Annotated in this window: 21 protein-coding genes; 12 read left to right on the forward strand and 9 right to left on the reverse strand. The window is 67.4% G+C overall.

All coding sequences use genetic code 11. The features are described 5' to 3' along the window. Nucleotides 1–7: 7 nt before the first annotated feature. Genes ACZY0B_RS09100 through ACZY0B_RS09130 form a run of 7 tightly spaced genes read right to left on the reverse strand, consistent with a single transcriptional unit; the run spans nucleotide 8 to nucleotide 6,101 of the window. Nucleotides 8–1,174, reverse strand: a complete 1,167-nt coding sequence (locus ACZY0B_RS09100) for a lipid-transfer protein (protein ID WP_463763767.1) — start codon at nucleotides 1,172–1,174, stop codon at nucleotides 8–10. Beyond that, nucleotides 1,171–1,638, reverse strand: coding sequence for a MaoC family dehydratase (locus ACZY0B_RS09105; RefSeq protein WP_463763768.1), 468 nt, complete (start codon nucleotides 1,636–1,638; stop codon nucleotides 1,171–1,173). Before ACZY0B_RS09105 ends, ACZY0B_RS09100 begins: the two co-directional genes overlap by 4 nt. Continuing rightward, entirely contained in the window at nucleotides 1,635–2,750 is a 1,116-nt protein-coding gene (locus ACZY0B_RS09110) for an acyl-CoA dehydrogenase family protein (protein ID WP_463763769.1), read from the reverse strand. Before ACZY0B_RS09110 ends, ACZY0B_RS09105 begins: the two co-directional genes overlap by 4 nt. 10 nt (nucleotides 2,751–2,760) lie before the next feature. Then, on the reverse strand, nucleotides 2,761–3,159 hold the full coding sequence (locus tag ACZY0B_RS09115) for a Zn-ribbon domain-containing OB-fold protein (RefSeq protein ID WP_463763770.1): 399 nt from the start codon (nucleotides 3,157–3,159) through the stop codon (nucleotides 2,761–2,763). After that, the gene (locus ACZY0B_RS09120) at nucleotides 3,156–3,707 is read right to left on the reverse strand and encodes a MaoC family dehydratase (RefSeq protein ID WP_463763771.1); all 552 of its coding nucleotides are present in this window, start codon (nucleotides 3,705–3,707) and stop codon (nucleotides 3,156–3,158) included. Before ACZY0B_RS09120 ends, ACZY0B_RS09115 begins: the two co-directional genes overlap by 4 nt. Then, nucleotides 3,704–4,921, reverse strand: coding sequence for an acyl-CoA dehydrogenase family protein (locus ACZY0B_RS09125; protein WP_463763772.1), 1,218 nt, complete (start codon nucleotides 4,919–4,921; stop codon nucleotides 3,704–3,706). Before ACZY0B_RS09125 ends, ACZY0B_RS09120 begins: the two co-directional genes overlap by 4 nt. 4 nt (nucleotides 4,922–4,925) lie before the next feature. Continuing rightward, complete coding sequence (locus ACZY0B_RS09130) at nucleotides 4,926–6,101, reverse strand: cytochrome P450 (RefSeq protein ID WP_463763773.1); 1,176 nt, start codon at nucleotides 6,099–6,101, stop codon at nucleotides 4,926–4,928. Nucleotides 6,102–6,314: 213 nt separating this feature from the next. On the opposite strand from ACZY0B_RS09130, the gene ACZY0B_RS09135 reads away from it, so the two are divergent. The 5 genes from ACZY0B_RS09135 to ACZY0B_RS09155 all read left to right on the forward strand — a co-directional run bounded on the left by ACZY0B_RS09135 (nucleotide 6,315) and on the right by ACZY0B_RS09155 (nucleotide 14,129). Beyond that, entirely contained in the window at nucleotides 6,315–7,784 is a 1,470-nt protein-coding gene (locus tag ACZY0B_RS09135) for an aldehyde dehydrogenase family protein (protein WP_463763881.1), read from the forward strand. After that, the gene (locus ACZY0B_RS09140) at nucleotides 7,781–10,075 is read left to right on the forward strand and encodes a CaiB/BaiF CoA transferase family protein (protein ID WP_463763774.1); all 2,295 of its coding nucleotides are present in this window, start codon (nucleotides 7,781–7,783) and stop codon (nucleotides 10,073–10,075) included. The genes ACZY0B_RS09135 and ACZY0B_RS09140 overlap by 4 nt, the downstream gene beginning before the upstream one ends. Before the next feature lie 170 nt (nucleotides 10,076–10,245). Then, nucleotides 10,246–11,154 carry an alpha/beta fold hydrolase gene (locus ACZY0B_RS09145; protein ID WP_463763775.1) on the forward strand — a complete coding sequence of 303 codons (909 nt, stop codon included), beginning with the start codon at nucleotides 10,246–10,248 and terminating at the stop codon, nucleotides 11,152–11,154. A 36-nt stretch (nucleotides 11,155–11,190) separates the two neighbouring features. Beyond that, complete coding sequence (locus ACZY0B_RS09150; protein WP_463763776.1) at nucleotides 11,191–12,600, forward strand: acyl-CoA synthetase; 1,410 nt, start codon at nucleotides 11,191–11,193, stop codon at nucleotides 12,598–12,600. A gap of 272 nt (nucleotides 12,601–12,872) precedes the next feature. Then, a complete protein-coding gene (locus ACZY0B_RS09155) occupies nucleotides 12,873–14,129 on the forward strand; it encodes an MFS transporter (RefSeq protein WP_463763882.1) in 1,257 nt (418 codons plus the stop codon). Nucleotides 14,130–14,137: 8 nt separating this feature from the next. On the opposite strand, the gene dapD is transcribed toward ACZY0B_RS09155, so the two are convergent. Next, on the reverse strand, nucleotides 14,138–15,091 hold the full coding sequence (dapD, locus tag ACZY0B_RS09160; protein WP_463763883.1) for a 2,3,4,5-tetrahydropyridine-2,6-dicarboxylate N-succinyltransferase: 954 nt from the start codon (nucleotides 15,089–15,091) through the stop codon (nucleotides 14,138–14,140). 20 nt (nucleotides 15,092–15,111) lie between these two features. Between dapD and dapE the strand changes: the two genes are divergently transcribed. Beyond that, complete coding sequence (gene dapE / locus ACZY0B_RS09165) at nucleotides 15,112–16,188, forward strand: succinyl-diaminopimelate desuccinylase (protein WP_463763777.1); 1,077 nt, start codon at nucleotides 15,112–15,114, stop codon at nucleotides 16,186–16,188. Here the strand turns inward: dapE and ACZY0B_RS09170 are convergent. Continuing rightward, a complete protein-coding gene (locus tag ACZY0B_RS09170) occupies nucleotides 16,185–18,320 on the reverse strand; it encodes a GTPase domain-containing protein (RefSeq protein WP_463763778.1) in 2,136 nt (711 codons plus the stop codon). The two genes, dapE and ACZY0B_RS09170, sit on opposite strands and share 4 nt — an antisense overlap. Nucleotides 18,321–18,419: 99 nt before the next feature. Here ACZY0B_RS09170 and ACZY0B_RS09175 point away from each other — a divergent pair, with 99 nt between their 5' ends. The 6 genes from ACZY0B_RS09175 to ACZY0B_RS09200 all read left to right on the forward strand — a co-directional run bounded on the left by ACZY0B_RS09175 (nucleotide 18,420) and on the right by ACZY0B_RS09200 (nucleotide 23,716). Further along, entirely contained in the window at nucleotides 18,420–18,983 is a 564-nt protein-coding gene (locus tag ACZY0B_RS09175) for a TIGR00730 family Rossman fold protein (protein ID WP_463763779.1), read from the forward strand. Between the two features lie 33 nt (nucleotides 18,984–19,016). After that, a complete protein-coding gene (gene fadD6 / locus ACZY0B_RS09180) occupies nucleotides 19,017–20,801 on the forward strand; it encodes a long-chain-acyl-CoA synthetase FadD6 (protein WP_463763780.1) in 1,785 nt (594 codons plus the stop codon). Nucleotides 20,802–20,941: 140 nt separating this feature from the next. Further along, nucleotides 20,942–21,766 (forward strand): dihydropteroate synthase, encoded by an 825-nt coding sequence (folP, locus tag ACZY0B_RS09185; protein WP_463763884.1) that lies wholly within the window; start codon nucleotides 20,942–20,944, stop codon nucleotides 21,764–21,766. Beyond that, nucleotides 21,763–22,737 carry a glucosyl-3-phosphoglycerate synthase gene (locus tag ACZY0B_RS09190; protein WP_463763781.1) on the forward strand — a complete coding sequence of 325 codons (975 nt, stop codon included), beginning with the start codon at nucleotides 21,763–21,765 and terminating at the stop codon, nucleotides 22,735–22,737. The genes folP and ACZY0B_RS09190 overlap by 4 nt, the downstream gene beginning before the upstream one ends. Before the next feature lie 38 nt (nucleotides 22,738–22,775). Next, complete coding sequence (locus ACZY0B_RS09195) at nucleotides 22,776–23,141, forward strand: DivIVA domain-containing protein (RefSeq protein WP_463763782.1); 366 nt, start codon at nucleotides 22,776–22,778, stop codon at nucleotides 23,139–23,141. Further along, nucleotides 23,138–23,716, forward strand: a complete 579-nt coding sequence (locus tag ACZY0B_RS09200; RefSeq protein WP_463763783.1) for a DNA-3-methyladenine glycosylase I — start codon at nucleotides 23,138–23,140, stop codon at nucleotides 23,714–23,716. Before ACZY0B_RS09195 ends, ACZY0B_RS09200 begins: the two co-directional genes overlap by 4 nt. The last annotated feature ends 101 nt before the right edge of the window (nucleotides 23,717–23,817 follow it).

The raw sequence follows: 23,817 nt of genomic DNA on the forward strand, positions 1-23,817 counted from the left end.
GGCGCGCTTACCCGGCCGGCGCGAGAATCAAGCCGCTGGTGGGCACTCCGGTGCCGGAGGTGACCAACACGTGCTCGACGTTGTCGACCTGGTTGTACGACGTTCCGCGAATCTGGCGCACGCCTTCGGTGATGCCGTTCATCCCGTGGATGTAGGCCTCGCCGAGCAGCCCGCCATTGGTGTTGATCGGGAATTCCCCGCCCAGCGACAGCCGCTCGACGGTGGCGAAGTCTTTTGCCTCGCCGCGTCCGCAGAACCCGAGTTCTTCGAGCTGGGTGAACACGAAGGGCGTGAAATGGTCGTAGATGAAGGCGGTTTGGATGTCTTGGGGTTTGAGACCCGAGTCACGCCACAGCCGGTCGGCGACCACGCCCATCTCCGGGAGCCCGGTGATGTCGTCGCGGTAGTAGCTGGTCATCATTTCGCCGTTGGCCGCCGCGCCCTGCGCGGCGGCGCTGATGATCGCCGGCGGCTGCTTCAGGTCGCGGGCACGTTCGGCGCTGGTCACCACCAGGGCGACTCCGCCGTCGCTTTCCTGACAGCAATCCAGCAGTCGCAGTACGGGTTCGACGATCCAGCGGGAATTCTGGTGGTCTTCCAGCGTGATCGGCCGTTGGTAGAACCACGCGTCGGGGTTGGTGGCGGCATGTTTGCGGTCGACGACGGCGATGCGGCCGAAGTCTTCGTTGGTGACTCCGTAGGTCGACATGTAGCGCTGGGCATGCATCGCGACCCACGCTGCGGGAGTGAGCAATCCGAATGGCGCGTAGTGCGCCATGAACAGCGGGGTTTCCGCCATGTTGCGCCCGCTGCCGCCGAACCGGAAGCCGGAGCGTTCGTTGAAAGCGCGCCAGCACACCACCACATCGGCGACGCCGGTCGCGACGGCCATCGCCGCGTGCACGACCGTGCCGGCTGCCGCGCCGCCGCCGTGATGCACCCGGGAGAAGAAGCTGAGGTCGCCGATGCCGACATTGCGGGCGATGTCGATCTCGTCGCTCGAGTCCATCGTGAAGGTGACCATGCCGTCGACGTCGCTGGGCGCCAGGCCCGCATCATCGAGCGCGGCGCTGACCGCCTCGCACGCCAATTGCAGTTCGCTGCGCCCGGATTCCTTGGAGAACTCGGTCTGGCCGATCCCGGCGATCGCGCAGCTGCCGGGCAGTGAGCTCATGCTTGGTCCCCCTCGAGGGCTCCGTCGAGCAGGCTGAGGATCGCGGTGCCGGAGACATGATCGCCAAGACTGTTGGAGCCCTTGAAGGTGACCTCGACGAAGTTCTCGCCCGCCGTCCCTTCCGTCTTGCCGGTCACGCTGCCGGTGAAGCGCAGCGGGTCGTCGGGGAAGCACGGAACGCCAAGGCGAATCGAGAGATTCTTGACCATCGCTTCGGGGCCCGCCCAGTCGGTGAGGAAGCGAACGCAATACCCGTTGGTGGTCAGGATGTTCATGAACAGGTTGGGCGAGCCCTGCTTCTTGGCGTATTCGTGGTCGTGGTGCACCGGCATGAAGTCACGCGAAGCGATCGCGCCGGCAACGATCATCGTTGTGGTGATCGGGATTTCGAGCGTGGTCACCTCGTCGCCGACGTTGATGTCGGCCCACTTCAAGGTGGTGGTGCGGTTGCCGGTCGTCGTCATCGGTTTCCTTCTTGATATGTGCTGCCGATATTGGCCAGCTGCGCGGTGGCGGAGCCAAGGGTGAGCTCGTTGTGCTTGGCCCAGAGGAAATAGCGGTGCAGGGGATAGGTGACGTCGATCCCGATGCCGCCGTGAACTTGCTGAGTGGCCGACGCGACGCGAGCGCCGGCATCGGCGGCCCAGAACTTCGCGATGCGCGCGGCCCGGCGTGCCTGTTTCAAGGGGCGTCCGTTGGCGATCAGCCAGGCCGCATGCCAGGTGGTCCATCGGATCGCTTCGACGTCGATGAAGGCGTCGGCCAGCCGCTGCTGCACGGCCTGGAAGCTGCCGATCGGACGTCCGAATTGCTCACGCCCGCTGGTGTATTCCGCGGCGATCTGCAACGCCCGCTCCGCGACGCCGAGCTGGATGGCGCACAGCCCGATCAACGCGCGGGTGTAGAGCGATTCGACCGGGCCGTCGAGCCGATCGGATGCGGAAACGGTTGCACCATCGAGAAATATATCGGCATGCGGGTCACGATTGGTGGTCGCCACCGGTCGGATCTCGACGCCGGGGGCTTCGCAGGGCAGCAGGAACAGGCTCGCCTTCCCGTCGTCGGTGCTGGCGGGTACCACGATGGTATCGGCGAGCTGGGCGGCCGGCACCAGCTCCTTGACGCCGTCGAGTCGCCAGTTCTGGCCGTCGCGACTGGCTTTGGTGGCGGGGCTTGTCGGGTCGGAGCGACCGGGCTCTTGCAGCCCCGCGGTCAGGATCCGGGTTCCGGAGATGACGCCCGGCAGGAACTGTTGCTGAAGCTCGCGACTACCGTGGCGGGCGATCGGATCCGCGCCCAGCACCAAGGTTGCGTAGGCCGGCACCGGTGCCACGCTCCGCCCCACCTCGGCCAGCAGCACGCAGAGTTCCATGAAGCCGCCGCCGTTGCCGCCCAACGATTCCGGCAACCCGGTGCCGAGCAGGTCGGCGGCCGCGAGTTCGTTCCAGAGTGCGGCGTCGTGACGGGTTTCGCCGGCTTCGAGTTCGGTGAGTCGCTCAGGGGTGGCGCGGCGCTCAAAGAGATCGCGGGCCAGCTTGCTGATGGTCTCTTGTTCTTCGGTGAAGGTGAAGTCCATGAGGCTTTACCTAGGTGCTCGGCCGGAACTGGTGCAGCACAAGGTCGTCATCGAAGGCCTGGTAGAAAACCTCGACCGGCATCCCGACCGTGACGTCCGCCGGATCGATCTCGCACAGGTTCGACACCAGCCGCACTCCTTCGGCGAGCTCCACCAGCACCACGATGTAGGGATACTCAAAGAACGGGAACTTGGGCTCGTGCGGCATCACGTAGCTGTAGACGGTGCCGCGGCCCGAGGATTCGATGGCCTCCCAGTCCAGGGAGCGGCAGTTGGGGCACATCGGCCGCGCCGGATTGCGCAACGTTCCGCATCCCTTGCAGCGCTGGATCAACAGCTTGTGCTCGCGCAGCCCGTTCCAGAAGAACTCGGTGTCCGGACTGATCGCCGGTGCCAGTCGGGCGGTCATGAGTTCTCCGGCTTGAAGCGCAGCACCCGGAATCGCTGGCGGCCCAGCACTTCACCATCCTGGTCGGTGTAGGTGATCACCCAGGTCAAAAAGAAGCCGGATCCCTTCGCCGTCTTCTTCTCCTCGGAGACTTCCTCGAACACCGAGGTCGCGCTGATCACGTCGCCAAGCCGGGGATAGCGTTCGATCTCGAATTCCGAGTTGGTGGCCACCGTGCTGCTGTATCCGGCTTCGTCGAGGAACGCCGTCGGGTTGTCCTTGATCTCCATCGGTGCGCCGCCGCGCTCTCGGATGCCCTCCAGCTTCGGCGACGGCATGGTCCAGGTTTGCAGCATGACCGGCGGTGACACGATGCCGCCGAACCGCGACGCGGCCGCGAACTCCGGATCGAGGTACACCGGATTCATGTCGTCGAGCGCGTAAGCCCAATGCCGGATCATCGGTTGGTTCACCGGATCCGGTGCCACCGTTGGCTTTCCGCTGCCGCCGGTGGGCTGGTCCACGAGCCCCCGCAACTTGGCGCGGAACTCGGTATCTTGGTCGGTCACTTGCTGGATCCTCCTGACTTGTCTTGACCATCGTTTGGAGCCCGAAGGTCACGAGGTGCTCGCGGCATGCCCAATCCCGCCATGGCGATGATGTCACGCTGAATTTCGTTGGCGCCGCCGCCGAACGTATTGATGACCGCAAACCGGTACGCGGATTCCAGTGCCCCACGCAGTGGTGCGCCGTTGCCCCGGCGTAATCCGTTGTGGTCGAGCACTTCCAGCAATTGACGGGCGACCTGCTGGGTGAGCTCGGTCCCAAACACCTTCGCGGCCGAAGCTTCGCCCATGTTGAGCACGCCCTTGGTCATCGCCGCGTTGACCCGCATATTGACCAGCTTGCACGCGGCGACCTGAGCTTCGACCCGGGCCAGCGTCTGCTGAACCCACGGCTGGTCGATGACACGCCCATCGTCGAGCGGGGTGCTACGTGCCCAGTCCAGCGTCTTTTCGAACAGCGGCTCGAGCGCGCCGAGATTGCCCAGCGCCGCGCGCTCGAAGTTCAACTGCGTGGTGATCAGCTGCCAGCCTTGGTTCTCGCCGCCCACCAGCGCGCTCGCCGGGACTCGGACGTCGTCGTAGAACGTGTAGAAGGTGGAGATGCCCGGCATGGTGTGCAGCGGCTGCCAGGAGAAGCCGGGCGATGAGGTGGGCACGATGAGGATGGAAATCCCCTTGTGTTTCTTGGCATTCGGATCGGTGCGTGCGGCGAGCCAGATGTAGTCGGCGTACGCGGCGCCGCTGGTGAACATCTTCTGCCCGTTGATCACGTAGTCGTCGCCGTCGCGCACCGCGGTCGTGCGTACCGACGCCAAGTCGCTTCCGGCGCCGGGCTCGGAATAGCCGATCGCGAACTCGACACTGCCGTCGAGAATCGACGGCAGAAACTGCTGCTTCTGCTCCTCGGTGCCGCACTGCATCAGGGTCGGCCCGACCGTGTTGAGTGTCACCAGCGGGATCGGAGCGTCGACCCGGCGCGCCTCCTCCGAGAAGATGAATTGCTCTATTGCCGAGAAGCCCCGTCCACCATACTCTTTGGGCCACCCGACGCCGAGCAGATCGGCCGCAGCGAGGGCGCGGACGCATTCGCGGACCTCCGGGCCGCCCTCGACACGGTCCTTGATCGCGTCGGTGCGCTCGGGGGTCATCACCTGTTGCAGCGTGGTGCGGATCTCGGCGCGCAGCTGCTCCTGCTCGGGGGAGTACTCGAGATGCATCGGCTCAAACCCCTAGCCGCACCGGCATGCGCTTCACCCCGGGCACCATCGTGGCCCGCATCCGGTCCACCTGGCCGACCAGCTCCAGGTTGGGAAAGCGGCGCAGCAGCTCGTCAAACATCACCGTCGCCTCCAGGCGCGCCAATTGCGCTCCGACGCAGGAGTGTTCGCCGCACCCGAACGCGATGTGCGGGTTGGGGTGGCGGGTCACCTTGAATTCCTCGGAGTCTGGCCCGAATATGTCTTCGTCGCGGTTGGCTGATCCGTACAGCATCACGACCACCTCACCCTCGCGGATCAGCTGACCGCGAATCTCGACATTGGCCGTGGCGGTGCGTGCCATGTGCACCACCGGGCTATTCCACCGCAACATCTCCTCGACGGCGAGCGGAATCCGGGTGGGATCCTCTACCAGTAGCCGGCATTGATCGGGGTGCGCGATCAGGGCCAGCGTGCCCAGCGCGATCAGGTTCCGGGTGGTTTCGTTGCCGGCCACCAGTAGCAGGAACGCGAAGTTGAGTAAGTCTTCGTCGGTGAGGCGATGTTCGTCGATCTCGGCTTCGGCTAATACCGACAGCAGGTCATCGCGCGGTTCGACCCGGCGGGCGGCGATCAACTTCTGGAAGTACTCGAAGAGCTGACCCATCGCGACAAGTGAGTCGAGCTCGATCTCGGGGTCGGCGTTCCCGGTGGCCGCATCCGACCAGGCCCGGAATTGCTCCCAGTCGTCGGGCGGGGCGCCGATCAGTTCGGCGATCATGCGGGTGGGCAGCGGCGCGGCGATCTCCTCGGCGAACTCGAGCACCGAGCCGGGCTCGATTCCGCCGAGGATTCCGCGCACGATCTCACGGATTTTCGGTTCCAGCAGGGCCACCCGCCGCTTGGTGAAGCCCGAGTTGATCAGCTTGCGCATCTGCCGGTGCCGAGGCGGGTCGCTGAAGATGAGGTTGCCCTCCTGTACCGGATTCGGCAGCGCCGGGTCCGGGATGGTGATGCCCTGGGTGGAGGTGAACAGGGCCGGGTTGCTCGACACGAAGCGGACGTCCTCGTACTTCAGCAATGCCCAGAAGTTGGTGACGTCGTTCCAGCACACCGGCGCGCTCGCGCGCAGCTCCCGGTACGCCGGGTAGGGATCGCCCGCGTAGAAGTCGGGGGAGTGCAGGGGAAAAATGGTCTGCACGGACAAGCCTCCCTAGAGCTCCGGCAAGATCGCTATCCGACAGATTGCCGCAATGTGTCCTGCGATGTTGTGTCTACTCCGGGCTACCCAACCCTGTCAATACATCTGCAACACGCTGCAATAGTGCAGAATTCAGGCAATTAGTGATTGACGCCACAAGGACAGGGGTGTACACCAGGTGTTTAGATGACCGACTTTCGGGTGAGGATGAAGATGACCGAGCTACAAACTCCGGGAACCCTTGTCGACACTTACCAGCTCTACATCGACGGCAAATGGGTCGAGCCGGACGACGGTCGCTACGACGACATCTCCCCGGCCAGTGAGCAGACCATCGCCACCGCTCCCGACGCGAGCGTCGCCCAAGTCGGCGACGCGATCGCGGCCGCACGCCGCGCCTTCGACAGCGGGCCGTGGGGCACGATGAGCGCCGAGCAGCGCGCCGGGTGTCTTAACCAGTTGGGCGAGGCGCTGACCAAGCACGCCGACGAGTTCTTCGCGCTGTCCCAGGTGGAATGGGGCTGCATTGCCAACGAGCGCATGATGCAGATCGACGGCGCCGGGTTCATGTCCATGCATGCCGCCCAGCTCGCTACCCAGCTCACCGACCAAGAGGTCACCGGCATCAGCGCCGGAACCACGTTGCTGCGGTACGCCCCGCTGGGTGTGGTGTCGGTGCTGACGCCATGGAACTTCCCGCACTGTCTGAACGTGATGAAGCTGAATCATGCTCTGGCGGCCGGCAATACCGTCGTGCTCAAGCCCTCGCCGTTGACACCGCTGGCCGGTTTGGCGCTGGCGCGACTCATCGACGAGCACACCGACATCCCGCCCGGGGTGGTCAACGTGGTCACGCCGTCGGGCGTCGAGGCGGCCAAGCTGCTGACCACCGATCCGCGTATCGACATGGTGAGCTTCACCGGCAGCTCGGTCGTCGGTCGCCAGGTCATGTCCGCCGCCGGCGACACGATGAAGCGGATCCTGCTGGAGTTGGGTGGCAAGTCGGCAAGCATCGTCCTGGACGACGCGCAAGTCACCGACGAAATGCTGGAAAAGATGCTGTTCGACTGCTGCTCGTTGCACGCTGGTCAGGCGTGCATCCTGCACAGCCGGCTGCTGCTTCCCGACTCGCTGCACGACGACGTCGTCGACCGGCTGGTGGCCCTGGCCCGCAAGGTCAAGGTCGGCGACCCCACCGACCCGGACGTGCAGATGGGACCGCTGATCAGTTGGGCGCAGCGCAACCGCGTCGAGGACCACGTCTCCCGGGCGCTGGGCGATGGAGCGAAACTGGCGACCGGTGGCCGTCGCCCGGCCGGCCTTGATGCCGGCTTCTACTTCGAACCGACGATTCTTACTGATGTGCAACCGGATTCGGCTATCGCCCAGGAAGAAGTGTTCGGTCCGGTGTTGACGGTGCTGCGCTATCGCGACGACGACGACGCCGTCGCGATCGCGAACAACTCGCAGTACGGGCTTTCCGGTGCGGTGTGGGGCGGCGACGTGGACCGCGCCGTGCGCGTCGCGCGCCGCATCCGTTCCGGCCAGATCGCGGTCAACGGCATCAGTCCGGGTGGCGCGCCGTTCGGTGGCTTCAAACTCAGTGGGCTGGGCCGTGAGGGCGGCGGCATCGGCGGCATACATCAGTACATGGAACCGATGGCCATCGGGGTTCCCGCGTGACGGGACCCCTCGCGGGGCTCCACGTCGTCGAAATCGCCAACCAGATTGCGGGTCCTTACGCCGCAAAGCTTTTCGTGGACCTAGGCGCCGAGGTCAGCAAGATCGAGCCGCCCGCCGGGGATCCGCTGCGCCGCTGGGGCCCGTTCCCGTCCGGGGATGCCGACCGACAATGCGGCGGCTTGTTCGAGTACCTCAACGCGGGCAAAAGCGGGGCCACCCTCGACCTCGCCCAGCCGAAGGACGTGGCGGCCGCCCGCGACCTGATCGCCCACGCGCACCTGCTGGTGGAGAACTTCGCGCCCGGAACACTGGAAGGGTGGGGACTCGGCGTCGACGCGCTGCAGCAGCTCAACCCAAACCTGGTGGTGCTCCGTATTTCTCACTGTGGTCAGGCGGGGCCGATGCGGGATCGGCCGATGACGCCGCTGACCCTGCAGGCCGCATCGGGCTGGATCAGTAGCAGGGATCCCGACCGCCCACCGGTGCAGGTCGGCGGCCGGATCTCCGAGTACGTCGCGGGGGCCTACGCGGCGCTGGGCGCACTGACCGCGCTGCGGCTGCAGCACGCGGGCCGGGTCCGCGAGGTCGACGTCTCGGAGCTGGAGGCGTTGGTGTCGACGCTGCCGTATCCGATGCTGATGGCACAGCGGATGCGACGTCTCGGCCTGCCCGCCAACCTGCGGTCGGCGCCGATGCTGGGCGTGGTGCGGGCCGCCGACGGCTGGGTGGGAATCAACTGCCTGACCGGTCAGCACTGGCTCGACGTCTGCGCGATGCTCGGATTGCCGGAGTACGGCGAGCACCAGATCGCGATCATGATGGGCGGTCCGGAGCGTGCGGAATTCTTCGCCAAGGCCGAACCGATGCTCGCCGGCCAAACCGTCGCGGAGATCGTCGAACTGGGCCAGGCGCTGCGCATTCCGGCTGCCCCGGTCAACGACGGAGCCACCGTGCTGGACTGCCCGCAGTATGCCGAGCGCGGGTTCTTTGTCGAAACCGGGTCGTTTCAACGCCCGGGGCCGCCGTTCAGGTTCGCGAAAACCCCTGTGGCGCAACCCGGCCCGGCGCCCCGCTTGGGAATGCGACCCGAGCCGTGGTCCAGCGCCGGCCAATCCCTGTCGCCGGCAACGGGGGCGCTGCCCTTTGCCGGCTTGAATGTGCTGGATCTGACTACGTTTTGGGCGGGAGCGTATTTGACCTGCTATCTGGGTGCGTTCGGCGCCGACATCGTCAAGGTCGAGTCGATCCAGCGGCCCGACGGGCTGCGTTATTCGGGGGCTTTCGCCTACGAGGGTGACGACTGGTATGAGCGCAGCCCGATCTGGCAGGGCACCAACCTCAACAAGCGCGACCTCACGCTCGACCTGACCGCGCAGCGCGGCCTCGACATCGCGCGCCGGCTCGCCGCGCAGGCCGACGTCGTGGTGGAGAACTTCTCGCCGCGGGTCGTCGAAAACTTCGGTCTCGACTACGACTCGCTGACAGCGCTGAACCCCGACGTGATCGTCGTTCGGATGCCCGGGTACGGGCTGGCGGGCCCGTGGCGCGACTACGTCGGCTGGGCGCTGAACTTCGAGCAGACGTCGGGAATGTCGGCGGTGACCGGCTACTCCGACGGGCCGCCGTGCAACCCGCAGGGGCCCGCCGACCCGATCGTCGGCGTGCACGCCACCGTCGCGCTGCTGGCCGCGCTCGAATACCGCAGCCGAACCGGTGTCGGGCAGCTGGTCGAGGTCGCCCAGATCGAAGTCGCCGCGTGCGTGAGCGCCGAACCGCTGATCGAGTATTCGATGAACGGTGTGGTCGCATCGCGGCAAGGCAACCGCCAGCGCGGCTACCTACAGGGCGTCTACACGACCATTGAAGAGGATTCCTGGGTGGCGCTGTCGGTACCCGACGACGGGTCACTCGACCACGACGTCTTCGACGAGCTGGTCGCCGGCTGGACCCGCACCCAGCAGCCTGGTGTCGTCGTCGAAACTCTTAGGGCACAGGGCATTCCGGCCGAGCAGGTGATCACCGGCGAGCAGATGTATGACCCGGAATTCATCGGAGGCCAGCTCGACGCGCGCGGATACTACGAAGAGTTCGATCATCCGATCACCGGCCCGCACCGGTATCCGGGCTGGCCGTTGCGCATCATCCCCGGGCCGGACCGTCACCACCGCACGGCCCCGCCCACGCTCGGGCAGCACAATGACGAGATCCTGCGCGGTCTAGGTTTTTCCGATGAGGAGCTCGCGACACTGCGTGACCAGCGGGTGATCGGTGAGCGGGTGCTGAACGCCTAGCGCGACGAGTGCGCGGCCTCGGCCTGGAAATCATCGTGACTGTGCGCCCAGGGCGGCGACACGCCGCATGAGTCCGCCATGGCCGCACACTCGATACCGGCGCTGAACGCCTAGGCCGCCCGGGCCGGTGAGCATTTCGTAAACGGCACGTCACATGCCAAGCTGCTGACATGGCCTTCGACATCGCCCGTCCCAAGCTAGAAGGAAACGTCGCGGTCGGCGACGACCGCCAAGTCGGGTTCGCCGAATTCGGTGACCCGCAGGGGCGGGCGGTGTTCTGGCTGCACGGCACTCCCGGCGCCCGCCGCCAGATTCCCACCGAGGCCCGCGTCTACGCCGAAGAACACGGCATCCGGCTGATCGGCCTGGACCGCCCCGGGATCGGTTCGTCGACACCCCACCGGTACCAGAACATCCGGGCCTTCGCCGACGACCTGCGGACAATCGCGGACATTCTCGGTATCGACAAGATGGCCGTCATCGGCTTGTCCGGGGGCGGTCCGTACGCACTAGCCGCCGCCGCGGTTCTGGCCGATCGCGTCGTGGTGGCCGGCGTGCTCGGGGGTGTCGCGCCGTTCATCGGTGACGAAGGGATCACCAGCGGACTGATGAATCTGGGCAAGCGGGTGGCGCCGCTGCTGCGGCTGGGCGGAGATCCGCTGCGGATCGGCGCCAGCCTGATGGTTCGGGCCATCCGTCCGGTCGCGAACACCGCGCTGAATCTGTACGCCGCGGTATCGCCCGAAGCCGACCGGCGCCTGCTCACCCGGCCCGAGTTCGGGGCCATGTTCCTCGATGACCTGCTCAACGGTAGCCGCAAGCAGCTGGCGGCCCCCTTCAACGACGTCATCCTGTTCACCCGCGACTGGGGATTCCGGCTCGACGAGGTCAAAGTGCCGGTCCGCTGGTGGCACGGCGACAGCGACCACATTGTTCCGTTCGCCCATGGCCAGCACGTCGTGTCGCTGCTGCCGGACGCCGAGCTGTTCGTCCTGCCGGGCGAAAGTCATCTGGCCGGCTTGGGCCGCGGCGAGGAGATCCTGTCCACACTGATGAAAATCTGGGACGAGGAGGCCTGACGCCGCGTCGCCGCCTTGTCTCGGTAGTGTGCTGACGTGCTGCTGGAATCGCTGAACCCCGCTGCCGTTAGCGCCACCGATATTCCGGATGCGGTCAAGATCGACGGCGCTGTATTGAGTCGCAGTGACCTGGTCGGTGGCGCGACTTCGGTGGCCGAACGCGTGGGCGGCGCGGGCCGCGTTGCGATCCTGGCCACCCCGAGCGTGTCGACCGTGCTGGCGGTCACCGGCTGCCTGATCGCCGGCGTCCCGTTCGTCCCGGTGCCCTCCGATGTCGGCGCGGCCGAACGCCGGCACATGCTGACCGACTCCGGCGCGCAGGCGTGGCTGGGTCCCGAGCCTGACGAGCTGGAGGGCCTTGCGCACATCCCGGTCCGATTGCACGCCCGCTCTTGGCACCGTTATCCCGAACCGGCGCCCGAGGCCACCGCGATGGTCATCTACACCTCCGGCACCACGGGAGCGCCCAAGGGCGTGGTGGTGAGCCGTCGGGCGATCGCCGCCGACCTGGACGCGCTGGCGCAGGCGTGGCAGTGGACACCAGACGACGTGCTGGTGCATGGATTGCCGCTGTTCCACATCCACGGGTTGGTGCTGGGCCTGCTCGGGTCGTTGCGGGTCGGAAATCGCTTCGTGCACACCGGGAAACCGACACCGGCGAACTATGCGCAGGCCGGCGGCACGCTGTATTTTGCGGTGCCGACGGTGTGGTCGCGCGTGGTGGCCGATCAGGCGGCCGCCGAGGCGCTGCGGCCGGCGCGGCTGTTGGTGTCCGGGAGCGCGGCGCTGCCGGTACCGGTGTTCGACCGGCTGGAACAACTGACCGGGCACCGGCCGATCGAACGCTACGGCGCCTCGGAGTCGTTGATCACGGTGTCGACGCGAGCCGACGGTGAGCGTCGCCCGGGCTGGGTGGGTCTGCCACTGGCCGGGATCGAGACCAGATTGCTCGACGACGCCGGCAACCTCGTCGCGCACGACGGGGAAACCGTTGGAAAGCTTCAGGTTCGCGGCCCGACGTTGTTCGACGGCTATCTGAATCGGCCGGAGGCCACCGCCGAGGCTTTCGATGCCGACGGGTGGTACCGCACCGGCGATGTCGCGGTCATCGACGGCGACGGCATGCATCGCATCGTGGGCCGCGAGTCGGTCGACCTGATCAAGTCGGGCGGATACCGCATTGGCGCAGGCGAAATCGAAACATCGCTACTCGGACATCCGGGTGTGCAGGAAGCGGCCGTCGTCGGCATGCCCGACGACGACCTGGGCCAACGGATCGTCGCATTCGTCGTCGGCTCGTCCGATCTCAACACCGACGAACTGATTAACTTTGTCGCCCAAGACCTTTCGATACACAAGCGACCGCGCGAGGTCCGGCTTGTGGACGCGTTGCCGCGCAACGCGATGGGCAAGGTCGTCAAGAAGCAGTTGCTGTCCGAAGGATGAGACGCCGAGCCATTTCTGGTAAGCAGGTTTAGGGCCGTCATACCGACCGCGCAACCAACTGGTCACAGAATGGCTTGCCAGCTGGAACTTTAGGCGACACGCAGGATATTGCCAGGTCTCCGGACGAGCGAGAGTTCACACCTTTCGCCTAATTTCGTTAGTGGACATGCAGGCAAACACACCAAGGGGACAGTTAGGAATGTGCCGTGGGTGAGTCGATCCGCCCAGCGGACGCTGTGACGACGATCGCGGACAAGCCGCGCGCCACACCGATGACGCGTGTCGCGGTCTCGTGCCTGGTGGGCTCGGCAATCGAGTTCTACGACTTCCTGATCTACGGCACCGCGGCAGCGCTGGTGTTTCCCGCCGTGTTCTTCCCCGGCCTCACTCCCGGCGTGGCCATGGTCGCCTCGATGGGGACATTCGCCACCGCGTTTTTGTCCCGGCCCATCGGTGCGGCCGTCTTCGGCTACTTTGGCGACCGGCTCGGCCGCAAGAAGACGCTGGTTACCACGCTGCTGATCATGGCGGTGGCCACCGTGAGCGTGGGCCTGGTTCCCAGCACCGAATCCATCGGGATGGCCGCGCCGCTGATCCTGATGGGGCTGCGGCTGCTGCAGGGGTTCGCGGTGGGCGGCGAATGGGCCGGGTCGGCGTTGCTGAGCGCTGAGTACGCACCCGCCAATCGTCGCGGCCGCTACGGGATGTTCACCCTGCTCGGCGGCGGTGTCGCCGGAGTGCTGAGCAGCCTGACCTTCCTCGGCGTGAACGTCACCATCGGCGAATACAGCCCCGAGTTCCTGCAGTGGGGATGGCGGGTGCCATTCCTGATCAGCGGGGTTCTGATCGCGCTGGCCCTGTACGTGCGACTCAACATCGACGAGACTCCGGTGTTCGCCGAGGAGAAGTCCCGCGACCTGGTGCCCAAAGCGCCGCTGGCCGAGGTGTTTCGCCTGCAGGGCCGGGAAATCCTGTTGGCGGCGGGCAGCGTGCTGGGCACGATGGCGTTCTGCTACATGGGCAACACCTATCTGGCGATGTACGCCCACACCCACCTGGGCTATACCCGCAGCTTCATTTGGACGGTCGGCGTGCTCAGCGGTCTGGTGAGCATCGCGTCCGTGGTGGTCTCGGCCAGTCTGTGCGATCGGGTCGGCCGGCGCCGGATCATGTTGATGGGCTGGGCAGCCTCGGTGCCGTGGGCGTTCGTGATCGTCCCGTTGATCGACACCGGCAAACCAGCGTTGTATGCGGTCGCCATCGTCGGTACCTTCGCCATCTCCGGGTTCGGCAGCGGACCCACCGGAGCGTTCATCCCCGAACTCTTCGCCACCCGCTACCGCTACAGCGGCTCAGCACTTTCGATAAACCTGGCCGGCGTCATCGGTGGGGCCTTGCCGCCGCTGATCGCCGGAACGCTGCTGACGACCTACGGCAGCTGGTCGATCGGTGCCATGCTCGGCACCCTCGCGCTGACCAGCCTGGTCTGCACCTACCTGCTGCCGGAAACCCACGGAACAACGCTGTAGGCGCAACCTCAGTTGGCGTGCAGGTCCTCATTGAGGGCGATGCCCTGACCGCCGCGGGCCACCACTTCCACGGCCCCGCTCACCGAATTGCGGCGGAACAACAGGTTATTTCCGCCGGAGAGCTCGAGTGCCTTCATCGTTTTGCCCTCGGGCGTGACGACTTTGGTGCCCGCGGTGACATACAGGCCGGCCTCGACGACGCAGTCGTCACCCAGCGAGATGCCCACTCCGGCATTCGCGCCGAGCAGACATCGCTTGCCGATCGAAATGACTTCCGTGCCACCGCCGGACAGCGTGCCCATGATCGACGCCCCGCCGCCGATGTCGGTGCCGTCGCCGACCACCACACCGGCCGAGATGCGGCCCTCCACCATCGACGTGCCCAGGGTGCCGGCGTTGTAGTTGACGAAGCCTTCGTGCATCACTGTGGTGCCGGCCGCCAGGTGCGCGCCGAGGCGCACCCGGTCGGCGTCGGCGATGCGGACCCCGGTCGGCAGCACGTAGTCGACCATCCGCGGGAACTTGTCGACGCCGTAGACGGTCACGTGTCCCCGGCGGCGCAGCCGCGCGCGGACCACCTCGAAACCGTCGACCGCGCACGGTCCGTGATTGGTCCACACCACATTGGTCAATACCCCGAACAAGCCGCCGGCGTTCAGCCCATGCGGCGCGACCAGACGGTGAGACAGCAAATGCAGCCGCAGGTAGGCGTCGTAGGCGTCGGCGGCCACATCGTCGAGTGAACCGATGACCGTGCGGACGGCCACGGTCTCGGTATTGCGGTCGTCGTCTCGTCCCACCAGTGCGGCCAGTTCCGCCGGAACGTCGGACAGCGCGAGGCGCGACGTGGCGCTGGTGTCCGATTCCGTCAGTTCCGGTGAGGGAAACCAAGTGTCGAGGATCGATCCATCGGAGGCCAGCGTCGCCAACCCGATACCTGCAGCTCCAGTCACGGCGGTCAGGTTACAGATAGCCTGGTTGCGTGCTGGACTTGCATGGGGATCCGATCGAGTTGACCGCGGCGCTGGTCGACATCCCCAGCGAGTCCAGGGACGAAGCGCGCATCGCCGACGAGGTAGAGGCCGCGCTGCGCGCTCAGACGTCCGGCTTCGAGATCATCCGCAACGGCGACGCCGTGCTGGCGCGCACCCGGCGAAACCGGCCGTCGCGGGTGCTGCTGGCCGGTCATCTCGACACCGTCCCGGTGGCCGACAACCTGCCCAGCCGTCGCTCAACCGGCCCAGCAGGCGACGTGCTGCATGGCTGCGGCACCGCCGACATGAAATCCGGCGACGCCGTGTTTCTGCATCTGGCCGCCACGGTGACCGAACCGGTGCACGACCTGACGCTGGTGTTCTACGACTGCGAGGAAATCGAGGCCACCGCAAACGGTTTGGGCCGCATCGAGCGTGAGCTGCCGGACTGGTTGTCCGCCGACGTCGCGATTCTGGGCGAGCCCACCGCGGGCTACATCGAAGCCGGCTGCCAGGGCACGCTGCGAGTCGTCGTCAGCGCCAACGGAACCCGTGCGCACTCGGCACGTTCCTGGTTGGGTGACAATGCAATTCACAAACTGGGTGCGGTGCTGGACCGGTTGGCCGGATACCAGGCTCGGACAGTCGACATCGACGGCTGTGAGTATCGCGAAGGCCTGTCGGCGGTCCGGGTCGACGGCGGCGTGGCCGGCAACGTCATTCCCGACGCCGCGTCGGTCACCGTCAACTACCGTTTTGCGCCCGACCGGTCCCCGGCGCAGGCGCTGCAGCACGTGCACGAGGTGTTCGACGGGATCGACGTGGCCATCGAGCAGACGGACGGCGCCGCGGGTGCACTTCCCGGCTTGTCGCAGCCGGCCGCCAAGGCGCTGGTCGAGGCCGCCGGTGGACAGGTTCGGGCGAAATACGGCTGGACCGACGTGTCCCGGTTCGCCGCATTGGGCATACCGGCGGTCAACTTCGGACCCGGCGACCCCAACCTGGCCCACGCCCGCGACGAGCGGGTTTCCGTCGCAGCGATCACTGCCGCGGTGGACATGCTCCGGGGATACCTGGGCGGCTAAGCGCCCTGCTGCGCCTGCGCGGCGGCATTGGTCGCCGCCGCATGTAGACCGGCCGCCGTCAGCTCCTCGGCCACCGCACGCAGCGCCGCCTGGTCGCTCGTCGCCAACGCTTTGGCGTGAGCCAGGGCAAGCTGTCCTAGCGCGCATTCGACCTCGTCGCACAGCCGCGCCAGCGGATCCACCGCGCGGATGTCCCCGAGCCGGACGGCCTCGTGCCAGACGCGCAGCGCCACGGCCGACTGCCCGCGGCGTTCGGCCATCCGCGCCGCGTCGCGGGCCGCGGCGATCGCCCCGTGCGAGTCGCGCTCGGAGGCCAGTCGCCAGGCCCGCGCCACACCCAGCTCGGGGCTGAACAGTGCCGACTTCGTCCCGTGCCGAGCTTCCGCCCTGCTCAAGGCTTTTGCCGCGCCGGCGATGTCGCCCTGCTGGGCCAGCGCCGTGGCCAACAGCATCAGCGACAGCGGCCCCCACGAGTAGCCGGTGCGTTCCAGGGCGGCGGCCGCCGGGCCCAGCAGGGCGGCGGCTTCGCCGAATCGGCCGGCGGCGATCAGCACGTGCGCCAGCAGCACCTCGCCGATCGCGCGGCCGGGCTGCTGCAATTCGGCGAAATCGGTGAACTGCTGGGCGAGTTCGGTCGCGGTGTCGAGCCGGCCGGCCATCAGCAGGGTCGTGGTCTCGCCCAGGCCGACCGTGAACCGCAGCAGCCCCGGGTGCTCGGCGCCCAGCGCGCGCTGCGCCAGCGCCTCGACGTCGGCGAACCGGCCTTGGCGCGCCGAGCACAGCGTGGCCGCGCTCGCCGCCCAGGCCACCGCCTGGTCGTCGGCGGCCGGTGAGGCCAGCACCGCATGCGCGATCTCGACGGCCCGCTCGATGTTGCCCGCGTTCATCGCGAAGGTCGAGCTCAGCGCGTCGAGCGTGAGGCGTGGGCCGACATCGGGGACGCGATTGCGGATGGTCTGCAGGAATGCGGTGGCCCGCTCCGGCTCGCTGAGCATGAAGAACTGATTGGCCGCCCGCAGCAGGGTCCAGGTCATCAGCTCTTCTTCGGACAACGCGGCGGAGTCGACCGCGGCCAGCAGCGCCTCGGCCTCCCGGCCGCGGCCCTGGAACGCGAGGGAATTCGCCAGCGGCAGCCGCGCCGCGAGTGCTTGGCCATCCGAGGAGCGCTCCATCGCGGAGCGGGCCAGTCGCTCGCCGAGCGTGAGATCGCCGAGTCGCAGCGCCTGCTGCGCCGCGTCGATGACCTCGGCCACCGGTTGCGGCGCATCGCTGTCCAGCGCCAGGGACGCGAGCCGCAGCCGGTCGCTGAGGTGATCCGACGGATGCTGGGACTGCAGCGTGACCAACGCGGTGCGCCGTTGTCGGTCACCGTCGGCGCCCAACGCTGCCCGGGCGCGCTCGGAGAACAGCGGATGTGCGGTGTACACGACCGGATCTTCTGCTTGTTCGTCGCGCACCCGGGTTTCCGCCGCGCCCCAGTCCTGGGCCTCGGCGACCGCGCCGTCGCCGGCCAGCACCGTCAGATCGGCCAGCGACAGCGGCTCCTCGACGGCGAGGTAGTCGAGCACCGCTCGCGCCGCCGCGGGCAACTCGGCGATGAAGGTGTCCACCTCGGCACGGCTGGTGGCCTCGCCGGGCGCGTCGACGTCGATCCGGTCGAGCAGGCCGTCGGTCCACAGCGCCGCGATGGCCTCGGGCGCCGCGTCCGCACGGGCGGTGACGATCATCCGGGCGGTGCCGGCCAGTGCCAGCTGGTAGACGAGCGTCGCCGACAGGATGTCCAGGTCGTGGGCGTCGTCGACGATCAGCAGCAGATCGCCCTGCCGGTCACGGCTCAGCGACGCCCGGGCCGCCCGCAACAGCGCGGCCGGCTTCCCGATGTCGGCGATATCCACGAGGTGGCTGAAGGCCCCGAACGGGACCACGCGCTCGGTCGGGGTACCGGTGACCCATCGGATGAAAGTGTCCGGGTGCCGGCTGCCGAAATGCTCGGCGGCCAACCGCGCCAGCGTGGACTTACCGACACCGTCGGGTCCGAGCACCACGGCACCGCGCAGCGTCCCGTCACCCAGGGCTGTATCCAGCTGTTCCAACGTGGACGCGTGCTGCGGGACGTTCCATCGAATCGGCATCGCCGAATTTTATTGCGGGGCGGTGTCCTGCCGGTGACTAGCCAGCGCGAAAGCCCCATACGTGCACGGTCCGGGGGCCTTTGGTCTACCTTGGCGGTTATGCGGCCGGAAGGCAATTCACCAAGCGAATGGGCGGTCTGTGTGTACTGCGCGTCGGGACCGACGCATCCCGAATTGCTTGACCTGGCTGGCGAACTCGGCGAAGCGATAGCCGAGCGCGGCTGGACTTTGGTGTGGGGCGGCGGCGACGTTTCGGCGATGGGAGCGGTGGCCAGCGCGGCGCGCGCACGCGGCGGCCGGACCGTGGGCGTGATCCCCGAACAGTTGGTCCAGCGCGAGCTCGTCGACAAGAAAGCCGACGAGCTGATCGTCACCGACACGATGCGCGACCGGAAGCGGATCATGGAAGACCGCGCCGATGCGTTCATCGTGCTGCCCGGCGGTGTCGGCACCCTCGACGAGTTGTTCGAGGCGTGGACGACGGGCTATCTGGGTATGCACGACAAACCCGTGGTGATGCTGGATCCGTGGGGACACTACGAGGGCTTGTGGCTGTGGTTGAACGGATTGCTCGACAGCGGCTATATCTCGCAGGTAGCGATGGACCGGCTGCTGCTGGTCGATAAGGTGGGTGCCGCAATCGAGGCGTGCGCCCCTGTCTGAGGTCGGCTACGTCAAGGGGAATCGAGGGAGCACGTGTCCGACCACTCTCGGGGTACACGCCGACGGATCGGTTTGACGGATGTCGCGGCGGGGCTGCCGGGCGTACTGGCCGACCTGCCGGTGATCGTCCGCGGCGCGTTGACCGGCCTATTGGCCCAGCCCAACTCCAATAAGTCGATCGGCAGCGTCTTCCAGGAGCGTGCCGCCCGCTACGGCGACAAGGTCTTCCTCAGGTTCGGCGACCAGCAGCTGACCTACCGCGAGGCCAACGCGGCCGCCAACCGGTACGCCGCCGTGCTGGCCGCGCGTGGCGTCGGCCACGGCGACGTCGTCGCGATCATGCTGCGCAACTCGCCCCAGGCGGTGCTGGCGATGCTGGCCACGGTCAAGTGCGGTGCCGTCGCCGGCATGCTCAACTACCACCAGCGCGGCGAGGTGCTGGCGCACAGCCTGGGCCTGCTCGACGCGAAGGTGCTGATCGCGGAGACCGACCTGGTCAGCGCTGTCGCCGAGTCCGGTTCCGCGGGCACCGCCAACACCGTGACCATCGAAGACCTGGAGCGCTTCGCGGTGAGCGCGGTGGCCACCAACCCGGATTCGGTGGCGACGGTGCGGGCCCGAGACACCGCCTTCTACATCTTCACGTCGGGCACCACCGGTTTCCCGAAGGCCAGCGTGATGACGCATCTGCGCTGGCTCAAGGCGCTCGCGGCGTTCGGCGGGCTGGGGCTGCGGCTGAAGAGCTCCGACACCCTGTACAGCTGCCTGCCGCTGTACCACAACAACGCGCTGACGGTCGCGCTGTCGTCGGCGATCAACTCGGGGGCGACGCTGGCGCTGGGCAAGTCGTTTTCGGCCTCCCGGTTCTGGGACGAGGTCATCGAGAGCCGGGCCACGGCCTTCATCTACATCGGCGAGGTCTGCCGCTATCTGCTCAACCAGCCGCCCAAGGACACCGACCGCAAACACCAGGTGCGCCTGATCGCCGGCAACGGACTGCGGCCGGAGATCTGGAAGGAATTCACCAAGCGGTTCGGCGTCACGCGGGTGTGTGAGTTCTACGCCTCCAGCGAGGGCAACACGGCCTTCATCAACATCTTCAACGTGCCCGGGTCGACGGGAATCGCGCCGATGCCGCTGGTGTACGTGGAATACGACCCCGACACCGGGGCTCCGCTGCGCGACGACAACGGTCGGGTGCGCCGGGTGCCGGCCGGCCAGCCCGGTCTATTACTCAGCCCGGTCAACCGGCTGCAGCCGTTTGACGGCTACACCGACAAATCGTCGAGCGAAAAGAAGTTGGTGCGCAACGCTTTCCGTGACGGCGACTGCTATTTCAACTCCGGCGACGTGATGAGCCCGCAGGGCATGCGGCACGCCGCGTTCGTCGACCGGCTCGGCGACACCTTCCGCTGGAAGGGCGAGAACGTCGCCACCACGCAGGTCGAGGCCGCGCTGGCGTCGGACAAGGCCGTCGAGGAGTGCACCGTGTTCGGTGTCGAGGTGCCCCGCACCGGCGGACGCGCCGGGATGGCCGCGGTCCAGTTGCGCGAAGGCGCGGAGTTCGACGGCAAGGCGCTGGGTCGCGCGGTGTACTCCCAGCTGCCCGCGTACGCACTGCCGCTGTTCGTGCGGGTGATGAAGTCGCTGGAGCACACCACGACGTTCAAGAGCCGCAAGGTGGAGCTCCGCGATGAGGCCTACGGCCCGGACGTCAAGGACCCGCTGTACGTGCTGGCCGGCCGCGACGAGGGGTATGTGCCGTACTACGACGAGTACCCCGACGAGGTGGCGGCCGGTAAGCGACCGCAAGGCTGAAGCCTTGGGGGAGCGCGCCGGCCAATCAGCGCGAGCCGGTAAGCGACCGCAAGGCTGAAGCCTTGGCGGTTACCCGGCACTATGGACGGGTGCAGGCAACTCTGTGCGGCCGACCCGTCGCCGCGGATCGCGCGCTGGTCATGGCGATCGTCAACCGCACACCCGACTCGTTCTACGACAAGGGCGCGACGTTCACCGACGACGCCGCCCGGACGGCGGTGCACAGGGCCGTCGACGACGGCGCCGACATCATCGACGTGGGCGGCGTCAAGGCGGGCCCGGGCGAGAATGTCGACGCGAACATGGAGATCGCCCGCCTGGTGCCGTTCATCGAATGGCTGCGTGGCGCCTATCCCGACCAGCTGATCAGCGTCGATACCTGGCGCTCCGAGGTGGCCAGACTGGCCTGCGCGGCCGGCGCGGACTTGATCAACGACACCTGGGCCGGCGTCGATCCGGCCCTGCCGGAGGTTGCCGCGGAACTCGGCGTGGGTCTGGTGTGTTCGCACACCGGCGGCGCGCAGCCCCGCACGCGCCCGTTCCGGGTGAGTTACGGTACGTCTACCCGCGGTGTGGTCGACGACGTGATCCGCCAGGTCACCGTCGCCGCCGAGCGGGCAGTCGCGGCCGGTGTAGCCCGCGACCGAGTGCTGATCGACCCGGCCCACGATTTCGGCAAGAACACCTTCCACGGGTTGGCGCTGTTGCGCCACGTGGACGAACTTGTAAAGACCGGGTGGCCGGTGCTCATGGCGTTGAGCAACAAGGACTTCGTTGGGGAGACTCTGGGCGTGGGCTTAACCGAACGGCTTGAGGGGACACTGGCAGCCACCGCGCTGGCGGCGGCCGCCGGAGCACGCGTTTTTCGTGTGCATCAGGTCGCGCAGACCCGACGGGTGCTGGAAATGGTCGCCTCGATCCAGGGCACTCGCCCGCCGGCGCGCACGGTGAGGGGACTGGCATGACGGCATCCGACCTGGTCGCCGGCGAGCTGACCGGCAGCGGGGCCGCCGCGGCGCGGCAGTGGCTGTCCCGTCGCAGCTGGAGCCGTCCCACCTGGACGATCAAGGAGCTGCAAGAGGCCAAGGGCGGGCGGACCATCTCGGTGGTGCTGCCGGCCCTCAACGAGGAACAAACCATCGCATCCGTGGTTGCCAGCATCTCGCCGCTGATCGAGGGGCTGGTCGACGAACTGATCGTGCTGGACTCCGGCTCGACGGATGAGACCGAGATCCGCGCGATCGCCGCCGGCGCCCGCGTCGTCAGCCGTGAACAGGCGCTGCCCGAGGTCGCGCCCCGGCCCGGCAAGGGCGAGGCGTTGTGGCGCTCGCTGGCCGCCACCAGCGGCGACATCGTGGTGTTCGTCGACTCCGACCTGATCAACCCGCACCCGATGTTCGTTCCGTGGCTGCTCGGTCCGCTGCTCATCGGCGACGGCATTCACCTGGTCAAAAGCTTCTACCGGCGGCCGCTCAACGTCGGAGACACGGGCACCGGCGGCGACGCCAGCACCGGCGGCGGGCGAGTCACCGAGCTGGTGGCCCGGCCGCTGCTGGCGGCGCTGCGACCGGAGCTGGGCTGCGTGCTGCAGCCGCTCGGCGGCGAATACGCGGCCAGCCGGGAACTGCTGACCTCGCTGCCGTTCGCGCCGGGCTACGGCGTGGAGATCGGTCTGCTGGTCGACACCTTCGACCGGCTGGGCCTGGACGCGATCGCCCAGGTCAATCTGGGTGTACGGGCGCACCGCAACCGGCCGCTGGCCGAGCTGGGCGCAATGAGCCGCCAGGTGATCGCGACCCTGCTCTCACGCTGCGGCATCCCCGACTCCGGAGTCGGGCTGACGCAGTTCTTCGCCGACGGTGAGGGCTACACCCAGCACACCTGGCCGGTGTCGCTGGCCGATCGGCCGCCGATGAAGGTGTTGCGGCCACGCTGATCGCTGTCCTGTCGGCGGTATAGGGCACTATCGACTCCGTGGCGTTGGTCTTGCTCTACCTCGTGGTGTTGGTGCTGGTGGCGATCGTGCTGTTCGGTGCGGGAAGCCTGCTCTTCGGACGCGGTGAGCAGTTGCCGCCGCTGCCGCGGGGGACCACGGCGACGGTGCTGCCCGCCTACGGCGTCACGGGCACCGATGTCGACGCGGTCAAGTTCACCCAGGTGCTGCGCGGCTACAAGACCAGCGAGGTGGACTGGGTGCTGGACCGGCTGGCTCGCGAGCTCGAGGCGCTTCGTGGTCAGCTTGCGGCGGTCAGCGCCGCACCGGCCGGAAAAGAAGCAGGCAGCGACGCCGGCGGCACGGTGAAAAGCGAGGACGCGGCCGAGGGCGACGATCCGGCGTGACCGATGACGGGCGGATTCGCTGCAGCTGGGCGGTGGGAAGGCCCGGGCCCGACTTCGACCTGTACCGCGACTATCACGACGAGGAGTGGGGCCGCCCATTGCGCGGCCGGGTGGCGCTGTTCGAGCGGATGAGCCTGGAGGCCTTTCAGAGCGGCCTGTCGTGGTTGACGATTCTGCGCAAACGGGAGAATTTCCGGAGCGCCTTCTCCGGGTTCGACATCGAAAAGGTCGCTCGCTATAACGACGCCGATGTGCAACGGCTGATGGCCGACGCCGGGATCGTCCGCAACCGGGCCAAGATCGACGCGACGATTGCCAACGCGCGCGCGGCGGCCGAGTTGGGCACGTCGGAAGAACTGTCCGACCTGCTGTGGTCGTTCGCGCCACCGGCGCGGCCCCGTCCCGCCGATACGTCCGAAATCCCGTCCGCCACTGCCGAATCAAAGGCCATGGCGAAGGAACTCAAGCAACGCGGGTTTCGCTTCGTCGGTCCCACCACCGCGTACGCGCTGATGCAGGCGACCGGGATGGTCGACGACCACATCCGGGAGTGCTGGGTCCCCTCGTCCCGGTAAGGGCCCGGGCGATCAGGCCCGGCAAACCACGCCCCGTAGCCCCGGAGAAGGCGCTAGGGACGGGTCTTGTGCATTTGGTGACCTTAATAGGGAACAATGGA

The sequence above is a fragment of the Mycobacterium sp. IDUB_19 genome (genome assembly GCF_055419445.1).

What these genes read in the sequence shown, in the direction of transcription:
- ACZY0B_RS09145 (WP_463763775.1), top strand. Translation starts at nt 10,246, where the DNA reads ATGGCCTTCGACATCGCCCGTCCCAAGCTAGAAGGAAACGTCGCGGTC.
- ACZY0B_RS09115 (WP_463763770.1), bottom strand. Translation starts at nt 3,159, where the DNA reads ATGACCGCCCGACTGGCACCGGCGATCAGTCCGGACACCGAGTTCTTC.
- ACZY0B_RS09190 (WP_463763781.1), top strand. Translation starts at nt 21,763, where the DNA reads ATGACGGCATCCGACCTGGTCGCCGGCGAGCTGACCGGCAGCGGGGCC.
- ACZY0B_RS09175 (WP_463763779.1), top strand. Translation starts at nt 18,420, where the DNA reads ATGCGGCCGGAAGGCAATTCACCAAGCGAATGGGCGGTCTGTGTGTAC.
- folP (WP_463763884.1), top strand. Translation starts at nt 20,942, where the DNA reads ATGGCGATCGTCAACCGCACACCCGACTCGTTCTACGACAAGGGCGCG.
- ACZY0B_RS09100 (WP_463763767.1), bottom strand. Translation starts at nt 1,174, where the DNA reads ATGAGCTCACTGCCCGGCAGCTGCGCGATCGCCGGGATCGGCCAGACC.
- ACZY0B_RS09110 (WP_463763769.1), bottom strand. Translation starts at nt 2,750, where the DNA reads ATGGACTTCACCTTCACCGAAGAACAAGAGACCATCAGCAAGCTGGCC.
- ACZY0B_RS09105 (WP_463763768.1), bottom strand. Translation starts at nt 1,638, where the DNA reads ATGACGACGACCGGCAACCGCACCACCACCTTGAAGTGGGCCGACATC.
- ACZY0B_RS09170 (WP_463763778.1), bottom strand. Translation starts at nt 18,320, where the DNA reads ATGCCGATTCGATGGAACGTCCCGCAGCACGCGTCCACGTTGGAACAG.
- ACZY0B_RS09135 (WP_463763881.1), top strand. Translation starts at nt 6,315, where the DNA reads ATGACCGAGCTACAAACTCCGGGAACCCTTGTCGACACTTACCAGCTC.
- ACZY0B_RS09155 (WP_463763882.1), top strand. Translation starts at nt 12,873, where the DNA reads ATGACGCGTGTCGCGGTCTCGTGCCTGGTGGGCTCGGCAATCGAGTTC.
- ACZY0B_RS09125 (WP_463763772.1), bottom strand. Translation starts at nt 4,921, where the DNA reads ATGCATCTCGAGTACTCCCCCGAGCAGGAGCAGCTGCGCGCCGAGATC.